The sequence below is a fragment of the Neptuniibacter sp. QD72_48 genome (assembly GCF_047778065.1).
In the GTDB taxonomy this organism is placed as follows: domain Bacteria; phylum Pseudomonadota; class Gammaproteobacteria; order Pseudomonadales; family Balneatricaceae; genus Neptuniibacter.
Window position 1 is genome coordinate 3,491,161 of sequence record NZ_CP180547.1, and the last position, 16,287, is coordinate 3,507,447.

Below are 16,287 nucleotides of genomic sequence, written 5' to 3' on the forward strand. Positions count from 1 at the left end.
GGCGACAATAAGACACCATTGCGCTACTGTGCGATGCACAAATTTAGCTGCAAATTAATCTACAGCGATCATTCACTCAGCTACCGGTAGCCTCGCACCGGAGCTGGCAGAATATTTACTGGGGCAATTCATTATGAGTCAAAGAGTACAGAGTGGCGGTCTTCAGGTTGCACAGGCTCTATACGATTTCGTTAACAACGAAGCACTGCCAGGCACTGGCGTAACTAGCGAACAGTTCTGGGCTGGCTTTGATGCCATCGTTCACGATCTGGCGCCAAAGAACCGTGACCTACTAGCTAAACGTGATGCGATCCAAGAGCAGATCGATGCATGGCACCGTGAGCGTCAAGATCAGGCTTTCGATCTAGAAGCATACAAAGGCTTCCTATCTGAGATCGGTTACCTATTGCCAGAAGGCGAAGATTTCGAAGCGACTACTTCAAACGTTGACCCAGAAATGGCGACAATGGCTGGTCCTCAGCTAGTAGTACCTGTAATGAATGCTCGTTTCGCACTTAACGCAGCTAACGCACGTTGGGGCAGCCTATACGACGCACTTTACGGTACTGACGCAGTATCTGAAGAAGGCGGCGCTGAAAAGTCTGGTTCTTACAATCCAGCTCGTGGCGCTAAAGTTATCGAAGCTGCACGTACTTTCCTAGACACAGCAGCTCCACTAGCGGCAGGTTCTCACAAAGACTCTGCAGGCTACAGCATCCAAGACAACAAGCTTGTTGTTGTAATGCGCGATGGCAGCGAAACTACGCTAGCACAAGCTGAAAAGTTGATCGGTTACACTGGCGAAACAGCTGCTCCGACTTCTATCATATTCAAAAACAACGGTCTGCACTTCGAAGTACAGATCGACCGTGAAAGCCAGATCGGTAAAGACGATGCTGCAGGCATCAAAGATATCGTGATGGAAGCTGCACTAACAGCGATCATGGACTGTGAAGACTCTGTTGCAGCTGTAGACGGCGCTGACAAAGTTGTTGTTTACCGTAACTGGTTGGGTCTGATGAAAGGCGACCTAACAGAAGAAGTTACTAAAGGCGGCAAGACTTTCACTCGTTCTATCAACGCTGACCGTGAGTTCACTGCACTAGACGGTTCTAACCTTGCACTTAAAGGCCGTAGCTTGATGTTCGTACGTAACGTTGGTCACCTAATGACTAACGAAGCTGTACTAGACAAAGATGGCAACGAAGTTCCTGAAGGCATCATGGACGGTGTTGTAACTACCCTTATCTCTATGCACGATATGCAGGGCAAAGGTAAGTTCAGCAACACAACTACAGGCTCTACATACATCGTAAAACCTAAGATGCACGGCCCAGAAGAAGTTTCTTTCGCTAACGAACTATTCGCTCGTATCGAAGACATGCTTGGCCTAGAACGCTTCACTATGAAGATGGGCATCATGGATGAAGAGCGTCGTACTACAGTTAACCTGAAAGAGTGTATCCGCGCTGCTAAAGAGCGTGTTGTATTCATCAACACAGGTTTCCTAGACCGTACTGGTGACGAGATCCATACATCTATGGAAGCTGGCCCAATGATCCGCAAAGGCGACATGAAAGCTGCTGCATGGATCGGTGCTTACGAAAACTGGAACGTAGACAACGGTCTTCTATGTGGCCTACAGGGTCGCGCTCAGATCGGTAAAGGTATGTGGCCAATCCCTGATCAGATGGCTAACATGCTTGAAGCTAAGATCGGCCACCCAATGTCTGGTGCTAACACTGCATGGGTTCCATCTCCAACAGCAGCTGTTCTTCACGCGACTCACTACCATCAGGTAGACGTATTCGCTCGTCAGGACGAGTTGAAAGTACGCGATCGCGCGAACCTAGATGACATCCTAACTGTACCAGTTGAAGCTAACCCAAGCTGGACTGCTGAAGAGATCCAAGAAGAGCTAGACAACAACGCACAGGGCATCCTAGGTTACGTTGTTCGCTGGATCGACCAAGGCGTTGGTTGTTCTAAAGTACCAGACATCAACGATGTTGGCCTAATGGAAGACCGTGCAACGCTACGTATCTCTAGCCAGCACATCGCTAACTGGTTGCGCCACGGTATCTGTTCTGAAGAGCAGGTAATGGAAACGCTTAAGCGCATGGCTGCAGTAGTAGATCGTCAGAACGAAAACGATCCTCTATACCGCCCAATGGCTGGCAACTTCGAAGACAGCGTTGCATTCGCAGCAGCGTGCGAACTAGTAATCGAAGGCTGCGTACAACCAAACGGTTACACTGAGCCAGTTCTGCACCGTCGTCGTATCGAAGCAAAAGCTAAATTTGGCGCATAATCTGCCAAATTAAAAAGCTTTAAAACTGAAAAGCCGTGCTGAAAAGCGCGGCTTTTTGTTTAGGCCGCCTCCCCCTAAAATAGGTTACACTGATAGCATTCTTTGCCTTTGTGAATAACCTATGTCAGAAGCTCAGCAACTTGCCGAATTCATTCGCTCTCATCCCAACCTTGTCGTCCTAACGGGGGCTGGCGTAAGTACAGATTCAGGTATTCCCGCATACCGAGATGCTAAAGGTAACTGGCAGCACTCTGCGCCGACCCAGCATAAAGAGTACATGGAGAGTCACTACGCCCGTCAGCGCTACTGGGCACGTAGTTTGATCGGTTGGCCTGCCATTAGGGATGCCGAGCCGAGCGCGGCTCACACAGCGCTCTCTGAGCTAGAAACCATGGGATTTATTCGTTTACTGATCACACAGAATGTCGACCGCTTACACCAGAAGTCCGGCAGCCAAGCCGTTATCGATCTCCATGGTCGATCTGATCGAGTCAGCTGCATGAGTTGTGCACAGAATTATGATCGTAAAGATATCCACAGGCATACTGAAGCGATCAACCCCCATTTCGAGATCCCTGAAGCTCCCCTTCGTCCCGATGGTGATGCCGATCTAGAAACCCATCTATTTGAAGATTTCTCTGTACCTGAATGCCAAGCGTGTGGCGGAATTTTAAAACCGGATGTTGTCTATTTTGGTGATAATGTCCCGAAAGAACGTGTGTTTAGTGCCTTGGATGCACTAGAAGATGCCGATGGTTTACTAAGTGTTGGTAGTTCTTTGATGGTCTATTCAGGCTATCGATTCTGCAAACGCGCCCATGAATGGGGAAAGCCGATCTGTTCTTTAACGATTGGGGTAACGAGAGCAGATCCACTTCTGAATCTAAAGCTGGACGCTCCGATTGCAGAGACGCTGAGCGAAACGGTAGAGATACTAAAGCGAGAAGGTTAAGCAGGCACGGCTAGATCAAAATCCATATCGTCTAGATGCTCTTTCATTACCTTACGCGCCATACACACGCACTTACCGCACTGACTACCTACCGCAAGCTCTTTGTTTAGATCACGTACGCTTCGCGCGCCTTGATCTACGGCATCACGAACATCACTACAGGTAATATTTTCACAAATACAAACGAACATTGAAACAATAACCAATCTCAATTAAATCGGGTAATGATAATAGTTATCAAATAAGCAACTTTCAATACATTTAACGAGAATCTTGTTGAAAATTATTCTCATTGAACTGCAATTATTGAATGCTCTTCATAACTCGCCAACTAATTGATTTACTTATTAAATTTATTTTCCAAAATCACACAATAAAAAACTGGTTATTTATTATACAGAATCGCAATGAGAATCTAACGCATTAATCTTTGCAACTTATTGTTTTATAAGGATTTTTTTGATTTAAGCCATTTTATAAACTAGACTCTTGATCACTTTGAAATTGCTAACCCACACATAGCTGGGCGGTTATTACTAAAGGAGATCCCCCATGCAAGGCGACAAACAAGTCATTAGTCACCTGAACAAGGTTCTGACAAGTGAGCTCACTTCAATCAACCAGTTCTTTCTTCATGCACGTATGTACAAGAACTGGGGCCTAGATGAGCTAAACGGGAAAGCTTATAAAAAGTCCATCAAAGATATGAAACAGGCAGACGATCTAATCGAGCGCATACTGTTTTTGGAAGGACTACCTAACCTGCAACAGTTAGGTCGACTTCGCATCGGCGAGCATACTGAAGAAATGCTTCAATGTGATATGGATTTCCAATTAGAGCAACTGACGATTTTGCGTGAAGCAATTGCTTACTGCGAAACGGCGCAAGACTACGTCAGCCGAGATCTGCTGGAAGATATTCTGGAATACGAAGAAGAGCACGTAGACTGGATCGAAACTCAGCAATACCTAATCAGTAATGCAGGTATCGAAAACTACCTGCAATCACAGATTTAACGGGAGAAGACAATGAAAGGTAATCAAAGAGTCATTGACGCACTAAACGGCCTGCTAGCGATGGAACTAGCAGCAATGGATCAGTACTTCATTCACTCCCGTATGTACGATGATTGGGGCTTACATAAGCTGTACGAGCGTATCGATCATGAGTTTGATGATGAGAAAGGCCACGCAGCTGCACTTATTGAGCGTATGCTGTTCTTGGAAGGCACGCCAGACATGACCACCCGTGATGGTTTTAAAGTCGGCACTGACGTTCCTTCAATGCTTGAGTCAGATCTTCGCGTTGAATATGAAGTTGATAAAAAACTTAAGGACGCGATTAAAATCTGCGAAGAAGAGCAGGACTATGTCAGCCGTGAAATCCTAGAGAAGCTTCTGGAAGACACCGAGGAAGATCATGCGTACTGGTTGGAAAAACAGCTAGGTTTGATCAAAAAAATCGGTCTACCAAACTATCTCCAGTCTCAGATGGGCTAATAAGCTTATCCACTAAGATCATGCAAAGGCGCTGTTTATCAGCGCCTTTTCTTTTCCTACCATGAACCTGCAGCCCCTGCCTTTTTGCGATAAAATTAGCCTATAACTTTTAGGAGAGCAGAACATGGCTAACCGCGCTTGCGCCCGACACATATTGGTTAAAACCCGCGACCAAGCGGAAAGGCTAAAAATGCGCCTAAAGTTAGGCAATGACTTTGGTAAGCTCGCTAAAAAATACTCCCTATGCCCATCGGGCAAACGCCAAGGTGGTGATCTGGGCGAGTTTCGTCGCGGCGATATGGTGAAACCGTTTGATGATGTCGTATTCAAAAAGCCACTGCATGAGGTACATGGTCCGATTAAGACCAAATTTGGCTGGCACCTTATCGAAACCATTTACCGCAAATAAACTAGGGTTAATTTACAACACGTAAGACTTTGTTAAGGTTCGGTCAGTATGATTAAGTTTTTATCTACTACTGACCCTAAGCGCCATGCCTAAACTGATTAAAGACTTCCGTGATTACCAATTTGTTTATTACTGGTATGAAAAAGGCACTGGCAAACTTAGCCCTTACCTACCAACCCTGACACATGCCGAAGAGTGGATTGAACGACACCGTTCAACTCAGTTTAAAGGCTTAGATCGTCGTAGACGTGAACAATCTTCTATCTATCAACGCCGAGCGTCGGATCGTATTTTACGTGTAGATGTGGATATCTCGGTGCAAAAGATTGCTGATCTCAAACAATCTTTTGCAGCCTGAGGTTCTGAAATAAAACTTCAAATTTCTGTTTTTACGCTGGTCTAGGCACAGTTACCACGTCGCCGAAGGTTTGGTAATCGGAACCTCCCAGACGTGCCAGTGGATCAACTAACGCAGCGTCAATTTTAGGTCGGCCCTGTTGATCCATTTCGACCACCGCGTCATCCAACCATATTTTCTCTATACGGCCAAAGACGAGTCGTTGCGGAGCATTACCAATATCCTGCTGCTGATACAGAGAACAGGACATAGCGATCTTAGGGCCAAGGATCCTAGGCAACTCAAAACCTTCAACATCGATTGTTTCCAGATCACACAGCTCAATTTCCGATTCTCCCCTAGGCAACGTCACGGAACTATGGGTCACCTTGGTCGCAAGATCTGAACCTGCAATATGAATCACGAACTTTTCAGTATCTTCGATATTGGCGTAAGTATCTTTTGGCGAGCCATCAGGTTTTGAGCCTATAGATAACATGATCAATGGTGGATCACTGCACACCGCTGAAAAATACGAAAACGGCGCTAGATTGAATGCACCTTGTTGATTAGAAGAGAGCACCCAAGCCACAGGACGAGGTACAACAACTTGCGTCAGCGCATGATAGACATCTGACTTTTCCATATTCTCTAATTCTAAAAGCATATCCTTACCTGCAATAAAAAAGCCGCTTTCTGTTACCAGAAGCGGCTTTAGTAATCAGACTAACTTAAGTAATTACAAAGTTAGAACTTTCTCGCCACGTGCGATACCAGAAACACCCGAACGTACAACTTCCATGATGTTAGAAGTACCTAGTGCTTCAATGAAGGCATCCAGCTTACTGCTTGCACCCACCAACTGAACGGTGAAAGTGTTAGGCGTAACATCGATGATAGTGCCGCGGAAGATATCCGCAGTACGTTTGATTTCAGCACGAACAGTACCATTGTTCGCCTTCATCTTAATCATCATCAGCTCGCGCTCAAGGTGCTCACCTTCAGTGAGGTCAACAACCTTAACAACATCAATAAGCTTGTTTAGCTGTTTAGTGATCTGCTCAACAACACGGTCATCACCTAGCGTAGTCACTGTTAGACGAGACAATGTCTCATCTTCAGTTGGCGCAACAGTCAAAGACTCAATGTTAAAGTTACGCTGAGAGAACAAACCAACAACACGAGACAGAGCGCCTGGCTCGTTTTCCATCAATACAGAAATGATATGACGCATGATTATGTTCTCTCCGTTTTGCTCAGCCACATGTCACGCATAGAACCACGAGGTACCTGCATTGGGTATACGTGTTCAAACGGATCAACTGCGATATCCATGAATACCATACGATCTTTCATTGCAAAGGCTTCACGCATAGCACCTTCAAGGTCTTCAAGACGCTCAACGCGGATACCTACATGACCGTAAGACTCAACCAGCTTGATGAAGTCAGGAAGGGACTTCATGTAAGACTGAGAGTGACGAGATTCGTAGTTCATATCCTGCCACTGACGAACCATGCCCAAAGACTGGTTGTTCAAGCAGATAACCTTAACCGGAATATCGTACTGGCTAATGGTAGATAGCTCCTGAATGTTCATCTGGATACTACCTTCACCTGTTACGCATACTACTTCTTCATCAGGGAAGTTCAGCTTAACGCCCATAGCAGCCGGAAGACCGAAGCCCATGGTGCCTAGACCGCCAGAGTTAATCCAACGATTTGGCTTGTTAAACTTGTAGTACTGCGCAGCGAACATCTGGTGCTGGCCTACGTCAGAACAAACGTAAGCATCGCCATTAGTCACTTTGCTAAGCATCTCGATAACTTGCTGAGGCTTCATTAGCTCAGAATCATCTGTGCGGTAGCGACCACCGTGACGTGCACGCCATTCATCGATCTGCTCCCACCAAGCTTGCAGACTATCAGCACAAGGTGCTTTCTTAGCTGCTTTAACTTGCTCTAACATCTCTTTAAGAACAGCCTGAGCAGGACCTACAATTGGCACATCCGCTTTGATCGTTTTAGAGATCGAAGCTGGATCAATATCAATATGAACGATCTTAGCTGTTGGACAGAACTTATCTGTACCGTTAGTTACACGGTCATCAAAACGTGCGCCTACAGCCAAAATCATGTCGCTGTGATGCATCGCCATGTTTGCTTCATAGCTACCGTGCATACCCAACATACCGATAAACTGCTTATCCGTACCTGGGTAACCACCCAAGCCCATCAGTGTATTAGTTACTGGGTAGCCAAGCTCTTGAGCGAGTGCAATAAGCTCAGCGCTCGCATCACCTAAGATTACACCGCCACCTGTATAGATAACTGGACGTTTGGCAGCCAAAAGCATATCTACTGCTTTTTTGATCTGACCTGTGTGACCTTTAGCGATCGGATTGTAAGAACGCATTTTAACGCTCTTAGGATATTCGTATTCGTAACGCTCTGTAGGCGTAGTCATATCTTTAGGGATATCGACTACAACCGGACCTGGACGACCACTTTCAGCGATGTGGAATGCTTTCTTAATAATTTCAGGAATATCTTGCGGACGCTGCACGCTGAAACTGTGCTTAACGACCGGACGTGAAATACCGATCATGTCGGTTTCCTGGAAAGCATCTTCACCGATCAGGTGTGACATAACCTGACCCGTAATAACCACCATTGGAATAGAATCTGTGTATGCAGTAGCAATACCCGTTACTGCATTGGTTGCGCCTGGACCAGACGTAACTAGTGCCACACCCGCTTTACCGGTAGCTCGTGCGTAAGCATCGGCCATGTGTGTAGCTGCCTGTTCGTGACGGACCAAAATATGTTCGACTTCGTCCTGCGTGAAAATTGCATCGTAGATGTGCAGCAATGCACCACCTGGATAACCGTAGATGTATTTAACGCCTTGATCACGAAGCGCGCGAATTGTCATCTCTGCGCCTGAAAGTAATTCCACTTTTCTCACCCTCTAACGACGTCAGTGTCTCGTTACTGACGAAATTAACAGTTTTTGTTTCTGTAACGTTGAACGTGCCTGTACCAGACAATATTTTTGAATCTCTAGCGATCTCACTCTGAACCATTCCAGGGGTAGAGCTGCAGGTTCACGTTCGGGTGTGTGCCGGTGCTGGGGATCGCCCAACCGACAGACCTTTGAGAAACGGCCCTCAGAAAGCTGTCTCCCTGAGCTTCGGGTTGTCCTACACACTCAAGGCCTCAAAATTCGAGGCGAAAATTATCTCACATAGGTGCTTATTTTTTCAACTAAATTCATGCTGCACCTGCGGAATAACGGGCGATTCACGCCAAATACTATGCTCAAATTCAGTATCGGGTTATAGTTTTGCTATGCAGAACTCAGAACAGAGCCTTTACACTACCCTTCATCGGCTCTGAATGTACGTTTACAGGAGATCCCTATGAGTATCGCTGAGATTAAAAACAAAGAGCGTGTAATCAACGAATTGATGTCTTTTATCCGTAAAGTGCTAGTAGAACCGGATATCAGTGAAAAAGCCTTAGAGATTGCACGTGAGCACTTGAATGATGAAAACGCCGCTCAAGTAATTGCTGACAAGCTTTCTGCGACGACTAATATCAAGATTCCGCTAGAGCATAGCGAAGCAGATCGACTGTTTTTGGAAGTTCTGATCGATGTAATTAAGGACGAGCAAGCTCTGTATTAAGCGATACTCCTGCAATAAAAAAGGCTGCACTTAGCAGCCTTTTTTATTTTAAATAACAATAAGTTATTTTTTCCCGAGACTAGAGATATAACCCGTTAACACTTCCAGTTTTTCAGGGTCATTATCCATAAACTGAACATCGACACCGATGAAAGTAGTATCAATGCTTTTCTCATTTGCAGATAGGCTACTGATATAACCATTCATCTGCGCAACCTTGCCGCCTTTTACTTGCTCAATATCCACTACCACTTGCTCAAGTAGACTAGGAATACCCTCTTCGCGCTTAACCATGATCTTAACTTGTTGAAGAGTGATATCTTTGATTGCACAACGAAGTACGCCTGAAGAGATTCGTAACTGAGCCAAGCCTTTTGGCTTCTTCGCCGCTTTTGGCGCTGCAGCACTTTTACCGGTCGCTAACATTTGTGCCGCTTTACGGCGTGATGCAGCACTAGATTCGATACGCTTACCGATATATTTCTTAACTTTTTCAACGAGCTGTAAGTCTTCGAAAGGCTTCCCCATGTAATCATTAACACCCGCCTGAATCGCCTTTAGAACGTAATCACGTTCACCGCGGCTGGTTACCATGATAAAAGGGATATCACCGTAGTGTGGCTGCTGCCTAGCCCAGTTTAAAAGGTCTAAACCAGACATGCCTGGCATCTCCCAATCACACAAGATTAGATCGTAATTGGTCGCTTCCATTTTCGAACGGCCGTCATCACCGTCTTCCGCTGCATCGATCTGATAATCAGGAAAATGCTCTTTCACAATGCGCGAAACATGATCACGAATAAAACGCGCATCATCAACAATCAGCACTTTGATTTGACTCATTCTAGCCCTCTAGTACTTAACAACACTCGTCAAAAATAATTGTAGTTATAGCCAAACAACTGAAACTTTTGCTCGACCTCTTATCCAGAATAGATGATCAATCCGAGAATTTAAATGAATAATTTCAACAGTGACAGCACTCAAATGCTCATTTTCACCGCATACTCTCTACGCTAATTACCGGTATAACTAACGGTAGAAACAGCTTTCTTGATGCTCACTTCATTTTTTGAGGCATCAAGAGTAACCCAATAACTTACTGAATTTCAAAGTAATTTCCTTAACCCCAAAAACCAATAAAAAGCCAGTGAACTAGGGGCACTGGCTTTTTATATTTAGCTGTCTATAACAAGCTTAGCGAAATACAAATTCGCCTTGCTCAACATCAACAGCAATCTCTGTACCCGGCGCATAACGGCCAGAGAGTATCTCCTGCGCTAATGGGTTTTCAATCCACTGCTGGATCGCTCGCTTCAGAGGTCTAGCACCATAGATAGGCTCAAAGCCTACATCCACCAGCTTATCCATCGCTGTTGAGGTTAACGTCAAGCTCAGATCGCGCTCTGCTAAACGGCTCTGTAGACGTTGCAGTTGGATCTTGGCAATACCGGCCACCTGATCTTTTTTAAGACTATGGAAAACCACCACTTCATCAATACGGTTGATCACTTCTGGACGGAAATGGGTGCCTACCGCTTCCATTACAGCCTTCTGCATCAACTGGTAATCGTCATCATCACTAAAGTTTTGAATCAGATCAGAGCCTAAGTTCGATGTCATCACCACGATGGTGTTTCTGAAATCAACGGTTCGGCCTTGGCCATCGGTCAGACGTCCATCCTCCAATACCTGCAGCAAGATATTGAAGACATCAGGATGCGCCTTCTCCACCTCATCTAGCAGCAGTACAGAATAAGGTTTACGTCGCACAGCTTCGGTGAGGTAACCACCCTCTTCATAACCGACATAGCCTGGAGGCGCACCGATCAATCGTGCGACTGAGTGCTTCTCCATAAATTCCGACATATCGATACGCACCATCGCTTCCTCTGTATCAAACAGAAAGCTAGCGAGTGCTTTACACAACTCAGTCTTACCTACACCCGTAGGGCCTAAGAAAAGAAAGGAGCCATTTGGACGGTTAGGATCGGCTAGCCCTGCACGAGAACGACGAACAGCATTAGAGACAGCGATAACCGACTCTTCTTGGCCAACTACCCGATCATGAAGCGCTTGCTCCATTCGAAGAAGTTTCTCGCGTTCACCTTCCAACATTTTACTGACAGGGATGCCTGTCCAGCGTGCAACAACCTCTGCAACCTCTTCTTCAGAAACTTTGTTCCGTAAAAGCTTAGTCTCTTGCTGACCTTGCTCTTCCGCTTCTGACGCCGCAACTAACTGCTTTTCCAGCTCAGGGATTTTACCGTACTGAAGCTCTGACATTTTCTGCAGATCACCAGAGCGAGTGTGCTTTTCAAGTTCGATACGTGCTTGATCTAACGCTTCCTTAATCTTTTGCGAACCTTGCAGCGCGAGCTTCTCTGCCTTCCAAACTTCATCTAAGTCAGCGAACTCTTTTTCAACATTAGATATAGTGCTTTCAAGCTCCTTCAAACGCTGTTGTGCTGCACTGTCTTTCTCTTTCTTCAGTGCTTCACGTTCCATTTTCAGCTGAATAAGACGGCGTTCGAGGCGATCCATATCTTCCGGTTTAGAATCCATCTCCATACGAATACGGGATGCAGCTTCATCAATCAGATCGATGGCTTTATCCGGTAACTGACGGTCAGTGATATAGCGCTGCGAGAGCTTAGCCGCAGCAATAATCGCAGAATCAGTAATATCAACACCGTGATGTACTTCGTAACGTTCTTTCAAGCCACGAAGAATCGCAATCGTAGATTCCTCATCAGGCTCATCAACGATTACTTTCTGGAAACGGCGCTCAAGGGCTGCATCTTTCTCAACATACTGGCGATATTCATCAAGGGTAGTCGCACCAACACAATGCAGTTCACCACGAGCTAATGCAGGCTTTAGCATATTACCCGCATCCATTGCCCCTTCACCTTTGCCGGCTCCCACCATAGTATGCAGCTCATCAATAAAGAGGATGACTTGTCCTTCCTGCTTGGAAAGCTCGTTCAATACCGCTTTCAAGCGCTCTTCAAACTCTCCACGGAATTTAGCACCCGCAATTAGAGCGCCCATGTCGAGCGATAAGACTTGCTTACGCTTTAAGCCTTCAGGCACTTCACCATTGACAATACGTTGAGCTAGCCCTTCCACAATCGCCGTTTTACCTACTCCAGGCTCGCCAATAAGCACTGGGTTATTTTTAGTTCGGCGTTGCAATACTTGAATAGTACGCCGAATTTCGTCATCACGACCGATGACAGGATCTAGCTTTCCTGCTTCTGCGCGCTCAGTAAGATCAATACAGTACTTATCCAAAGCCTGACGATTATCTTCTGCATTGGGGTCCTGCACTGACTCCCCTCCTCGAATTTGATTTATGACCTGATCTAGCTTTTTCGGGATAACGCCCGCATCTTTTAAACATTTACCGGCACTGGATTTATCTTCTGCTAAGACCAACAGAATCAATTCACTAGCGATATATTGATCGCCTTTTTGCTGGGCAAGTTTGTCGGCTTTGTTAAATACCCGCGCTACATCTTGAGAGAAACGCAGTTCACCATCAGGATTCTGAACTTTAGGTAACTGCCTAACGGTCTGATCAACTTGGTTTTTTAGTGCATGAACATTTGCACCTGCTTGTTCTAGCAGCGGCACTGTTCCTTGCTGTTCAATCAATGCACTTAAAATATGAATAGGTTCTATGTAGTTATTATCTAACCCAACAGCCAATGATTGAGCATCAGCTAATGCTTCTTGAAGTTTGGATGTAAATTTATCCGGACGCATACAACCTCCATATAGCCTTAAAAGAACCTGTATCTGGCAACACAATGATGTGTTGTTTATGGATACTAAGTTATCGGTATAACAGAGGTATGGGGACAAGTCAGGACCGCTTCAAGGGCTTAGCGGTCAAAAATTAGACAAAACTTATATGAAATAGGAGGTTATCAAACAGAAAGTAGATCTAAAAAGCGCTGCTTATTTTCATCTATATATTCTCTTAAATAATGCTGCCGTGCATCTGAGTCGCAAAAACAAATCAGAATCGTATTTGCATCCAGCTGATAACCACTATAGTGGTGATATCCAACTTCCATATGCGCTTCATCATAACCTTCACTGTTCTGAGCAGCGCTCTTAAAAATATAGAGTAATGCTTGGCGTGCAACAGCTAATTGTTTTTTATATTCAGCAGGAAATGTGGATTTTACAATTGCACCTGACGACATCAAACACCCTTGCAGAATCAATTCTTTCTCCTTCATTTCACGCCAGATAGTCATTTTCTTTACTCCATTGCAGAAGGTCACTGGCCTGCTGTCTCAACACCGAAAGAGAAATATCATTATCGGAACATAAGCAGAGCGCCTGTTCCTGATCGGTAAACATCGAAAGAGTTTGCACTTCAGGGCCAGCTATAACTATGTTACTCACTTCTCCCATAAAAGCGGCTTTCTCGGCTAATGCCTTAGAAAGTTTATTCACACTTTTTAGCAATGCTTTACGTGAGGAGCTGTCAATATTAGAACAGAGGACCTCTTGATTCTCATCAAGGTGCATAGCGCCTAAAACGCCACGTTTATTCATTGCGGCATCCAACATAGTTTCTTCATAAATTGGCTTATAAAAGTCTAATGAGAAACCATTATTTCCTAAGAGACGCTCACATAGCTCATCCCATTGAACATTAAGTTCAACCGCAGAAATCAACTCTTCAACAACCCCTAAGACAGCACGTGGGTCCCGAGCATCGAGGAAAATAACCGTTGCCATCAACCCCATCTCCCTCAAACAAGCTTGATAAGCTTGAATTGGTGGGTTGGGCTCTACGTCAGAGTGGGTAACAGCAATAATTAAACGACGCTTTTTAATATAATCACTAAATTCTTTAGCGTAAAAACGGATATCGCGGAAAGGGTCTTTACGAGTGTTATCCACCAGCAGCACCATGCCAATCGCATCATGAGCAAATTCACACGCTAACATCTCCCACATAAAACGAAAACGCTCTTGGCCTGGAGTACCGTATAGGTGTACTCGTGCCTGATCATGCAGATCCAGTACACCGTAATCCATAGCTATTGTGGTATTTTTCTTACGGCGAACCGTAACATCACTGGCACGCGCATCAGTATCCAGTGTTTCAATATCACTTAATGATCGAATAGCTGTAGATTTTCCTGAACACACCGATCCTGTAAAAAGGATCTTGTAGTTTTGCATGCACGCAGTCCTTGTCTAGTCAGTAGGTAACTGCAGTTTACAACTCGTTACCTGAACCAAAGCTAAAAATTTCCTCTACTAATACAACTAGCCCAGTCTGGGCAGATTGCAAATAAAGCATCTATGGTGCAGCGCAAAATAACAATTATTATAAAGTCGACATCAGGTTAGCGGTTGATCAGGATCAACACTAAAAACCATGATGGAGTAAAAGAATAAAGCTTTAGGAATCCAATTTCTTCGCCACTTGTTCTCGAAGAAAAGCAGTATGCACTTCGCGAATATGTTTTCGCACCAACGCAATATTTGAATCTTTTGCCGATAGGCAAACCAAAATCAACCCTGGCTTTAATTGATATCCACTAATACGACGATCACCTATTTCTAGATGAGATTCATTATGCTTGGTTCGCATTTTTGCAACATTGGAAAAAACATAAATAAAAGCCTGCTTTCCTATAGTCGCATGATTTTTATATTCAGCCGGAAAGCTGGACGCGACAACCTCTTTGCCACTTAACACCATACTGCACTCAATCACCCCCGGCTTATCAACCTGCGTCAGTAGCTCTATCATGTATGACTCCACTGCAACAGATCAGAAGCTTGCTGTTTAACCACATTCAAACTTAAGCCTCGATCAGAACACAGACCTAAGGCCTGCTCTTTTTCAACGAAGACGGATAAGGTTTCTTGATTAGGACCGCACAACACTAGATCATCTATGCGTCCCATAAAAGCTGCTTTATTCTCTAAAGCAGCAACAAGGTTCACCATAGAACGTAGAAGTTCTTTATTTTGTTGGTTTCTAACACTAGCACTCAGCAATTTACGATCTGCACCCAAATGCATTGCACCGGTAATACCGCGGGTATTCATAGCAGCGTCCATTAAGGAAACATTATCAATCGCATGAGACTCTGGTTTATTACCTGCTGCGAGATCATCGTCAGAATCAGGCATAGTACTGTTAACTTCTAGGCGCTTACTCATGCCTTTCCAATCTATGTCTTTTTCTAGATTACCCACTAGCTCTTTTACAACTTTCAAAACTGATGTGGGATCTCGTGCATCAATAAAGACAACAGAAGTATATAGACCCATGGCCTTTAATTCGGTCATGTAATAATCATAATCAGGATCTGGCTCTATATCAGAGTGAGTTACAGCAATGATTAGACGGCGGCGAATGATAAAGTCTCGAAACTCCTCGACATAGAAGCGGATATCTTTAAAAGGGTCATTACGGGTGTTATCCACCATAAGAATCAACGCTTCAGCATCATGAACTAAATCGCTCATCATCAGCTGCCACATAAACTTAAATCGTTCTTGCCCCGGAGTGCCGTAAAGATGCAGTTTGGAAGTACTGTTTAGTTCCAATATTCCATAATCCATTGCAATGGTAGTTTTCTGTTTTCTACGTATAGCAGAATCACTAACCTTAGCGTCAGTATCAACAGTTTCGATATCACTCAAAGAACGAATCGCCGTTGTCTTTCCTGAGCAAACCGAACCTGTAAACAACACTTTGTAATCAGACATCTAAATCCCTCTGTGCTCCGCAAAGCTATTTCAGCAATAGCCTTCCTTACATAGCCAATAAACTAAACTACCAACACTAGCAACTAAACCAATTATCCAGATAAGTCGGGATATACTTTAGATTAACTAATTTTTAGCCGAAACCACGAAAGTTTCAACTTTCGACCTCATATATACATGTGATAAAAATACCACGATCGCACCAAAAGAAATGAAATAAATACACGGCCTCACGAAAATGATTCACTAAGCTATATGTCTAAACAAGAGGTAAAAGAATAAGAAGTGTAGTGCAGAAACTCACTAGCACGCGTGCTAAACCAAGAATTGCATT

The 16,287-nt window shown here is 44.6% G+C and carries 17 protein-coding genes; 7 read left to right on the forward strand and 10 right to left on the reverse strand.

Going from position 1 to position 16,287, the window contains the following annotated elements; all coding sequences use genetic code 11:
* Positions 1 to 133 precede the first annotated feature (133 nt).
* Together ACMXYX_RS15975 and ACMXYX_RS15980 are read left to right on the forward strand one after the other, a co-directional pair.
* Positions 134 to 2,311, forward strand: coding sequence for a malate synthase G (locus tag ACMXYX_RS15975; protein WP_415906277.1), 2,178 nt, complete (start codon positions 134 to 136; stop codon positions 2,309 to 2,311).
* Positions 2,312 to 2,432: 121 nt separating this feature from the next.
* Positions 2,433 to 3,263, forward strand: a complete 831-nt coding sequence (locus tag ACMXYX_RS15980) for an NAD-dependent protein deacetylase (RefSeq protein WP_415906278.1) — start codon at positions 2,433 to 2,435, stop codon at positions 3,261 to 3,263.
* On the opposite strand, the gene ACMXYX_RS15985 is transcribed toward ACMXYX_RS15980, so the two are convergent.
* A complete protein-coding gene (locus tag ACMXYX_RS15985) occupies positions 3,260 to 3,454 on the reverse strand; it encodes a (2Fe-2S)-binding protein (RefSeq protein WP_415882655.1) in 195 nt (64 codons plus the stop codon). The two genes, ACMXYX_RS15980 and ACMXYX_RS15985, sit on opposite strands and share 4 nt — an antisense overlap.
* A gap of 361 nt (positions 3,455 to 3,815) precedes the next feature.
* Here ACMXYX_RS15985 and bfr (ACMXYX_RS15990) point away from each other — a divergent pair, with 361 nt between their 5' ends.
* The 4 genes from bfr (ACMXYX_RS15990) (at position 3,816) to ACMXYX_RS16005 (ending at position 5,530) form a co-directional block, all read left to right on the forward strand.
* A complete protein-coding gene (gene bfr, locus ACMXYX_RS15990; protein WP_415895302.1) occupies positions 3,816 to 4,280 on the forward strand; it encodes a bacterioferritin in 465 nt (154 codons plus the stop codon).
* Between the two features lie 12 nt (positions 4,281 to 4,292).
* Positions 4,293 to 4,763: a bacterioferritin gene (bfr, locus tag ACMXYX_RS15995; RefSeq protein WP_415906279.1), complete on the forward strand. Its 471-nt coding sequence runs from the start codon at positions 4,293 to 4,295 to the stop codon at positions 4,761 to 4,763.
* A gap of 124 nt (positions 4,764 to 4,887) precedes the next feature.
* On the forward strand, positions 4,888 to 5,172 hold the full coding sequence (locus ACMXYX_RS16000) for a peptidylprolyl isomerase (protein WP_415886057.1): 285 nt from the start codon (positions 4,888 to 4,890) through the stop codon (positions 5,170 to 5,172).
* An 85-nt stretch (positions 5,173 to 5,257) separates the two neighbouring features.
* On the forward strand, positions 5,258 to 5,530 hold the full coding sequence (locus ACMXYX_RS16005; protein WP_415906280.1) for a hypothetical protein: 273 nt from the start codon (positions 5,258 to 5,260) through the stop codon (positions 5,528 to 5,530).
* Positions 5,531 to 5,561: 31 nt separating this feature from the next.
* Here the strand turns inward: ACMXYX_RS16005 and ACMXYX_RS16010 are convergent, their stop codons facing one another.
* From ACMXYX_RS16010 to ACMXYX_RS16020, 3 genes are all read right to left on the reverse strand, one after another.
* The gene (locus ACMXYX_RS16010) at positions 5,562 to 6,176 is read right to left on the reverse strand and encodes a flavin reductase family protein (RefSeq protein WP_415906281.1); all 615 of its coding nucleotides are present in this window, start codon (positions 6,174 to 6,176) and stop codon (positions 5,562 to 5,564) included.
* A 72-nt stretch (positions 6,177 to 6,248) separates the two neighbouring features.
* The gene (ilvN, locus tag ACMXYX_RS16015; RefSeq protein WP_415882661.1) at positions 6,249 to 6,743 is read right to left on the reverse strand and encodes an acetolactate synthase small subunit; all 495 of its coding nucleotides are present in this window, start codon (positions 6,741 to 6,743) and stop codon (positions 6,249 to 6,251) included.
* A gap of 2 nt (positions 6,744 to 6,745) precedes the next feature.
* Positions 6,746 to 8,467, reverse strand: a complete 1,722-nt coding sequence (locus tag ACMXYX_RS16020; RefSeq protein WP_415906282.1) for an acetolactate synthase 3 large subunit — start codon at positions 8,465 to 8,467, stop codon at positions 6,746 to 6,748.
* 463 nt (positions 8,468 to 8,930) lie between these two features.
* Between ACMXYX_RS16020 and ACMXYX_RS16025 the strand changes: the two genes are divergently transcribed.
* Positions 8,931 to 9,197 carry a hypothetical protein gene (locus ACMXYX_RS16025; protein WP_415882664.1) on the forward strand — a complete coding sequence of 89 codons (267 nt, stop codon included), beginning with the start codon at positions 8,931 to 8,933 and terminating at the stop codon, positions 9,195 to 9,197.
* 63 nt (positions 9,198 to 9,260) lie between these two features.
* Here the strand turns inward: ACMXYX_RS16025 and ACMXYX_RS16030 are convergent, their stop codons facing one another.
* From ACMXYX_RS16030 to ACMXYX_RS16055, 6 genes are all read right to left on the reverse strand, one after another.
* Positions 9,261 to 10,040, reverse strand: a complete 780-nt coding sequence (locus ACMXYX_RS16030; protein WP_415882665.1) for a response regulator — start codon at positions 10,038 to 10,040, stop codon at positions 9,261 to 9,263.
* 354 nt (positions 10,041 to 10,394) lie between these two features.
* Positions 10,395 to 12,968, reverse strand: a complete 2,574-nt coding sequence (gene clpB, locus ACMXYX_RS16035; protein ID WP_415882666.1) for an ATP-dependent chaperone ClpB — start codon at positions 12,966 to 12,968, stop codon at positions 10,395 to 10,397.
* Positions 12,969 to 13,132: 164 nt separating this feature from the next.
* Complete coding sequence (locus tag ACMXYX_RS16040; protein WP_415882667.1) at positions 13,133 to 13,468, reverse strand: hypothetical protein; 336 nt, start codon at positions 13,466 to 13,468, stop codon at positions 13,133 to 13,135.
* A complete protein-coding gene (locus ACMXYX_RS16045) occupies positions 13,452 to 14,408 on the reverse strand; it encodes a GTP-binding protein (RefSeq protein ID WP_415906283.1) in 957 nt (318 codons plus the stop codon). Before ACMXYX_RS16045 ends, ACMXYX_RS16040 begins: the two co-directional genes overlap by 17 nt.
* Positions 14,409 to 14,631: 223 nt before the next feature.
* Positions 14,632 to 14,985 (reverse strand): hypothetical protein, encoded by a 354-nt coding sequence (locus tag ACMXYX_RS16050; RefSeq protein WP_415882669.1) that lies wholly within the window; start codon positions 14,983 to 14,985, stop codon positions 14,632 to 14,634.
* Positions 14,982 to 15,953: a GTP-binding protein gene (locus ACMXYX_RS16055; protein ID WP_415882670.1), complete on the reverse strand. Its 972-nt coding sequence runs from the start codon at positions 15,951 to 15,953 to the stop codon at positions 14,982 to 14,984. Before ACMXYX_RS16055 ends, ACMXYX_RS16050 begins: the two co-directional genes overlap by 4 nt.
* Positions 15,954 to 16,287: the final 334 nt, after the last annotated feature.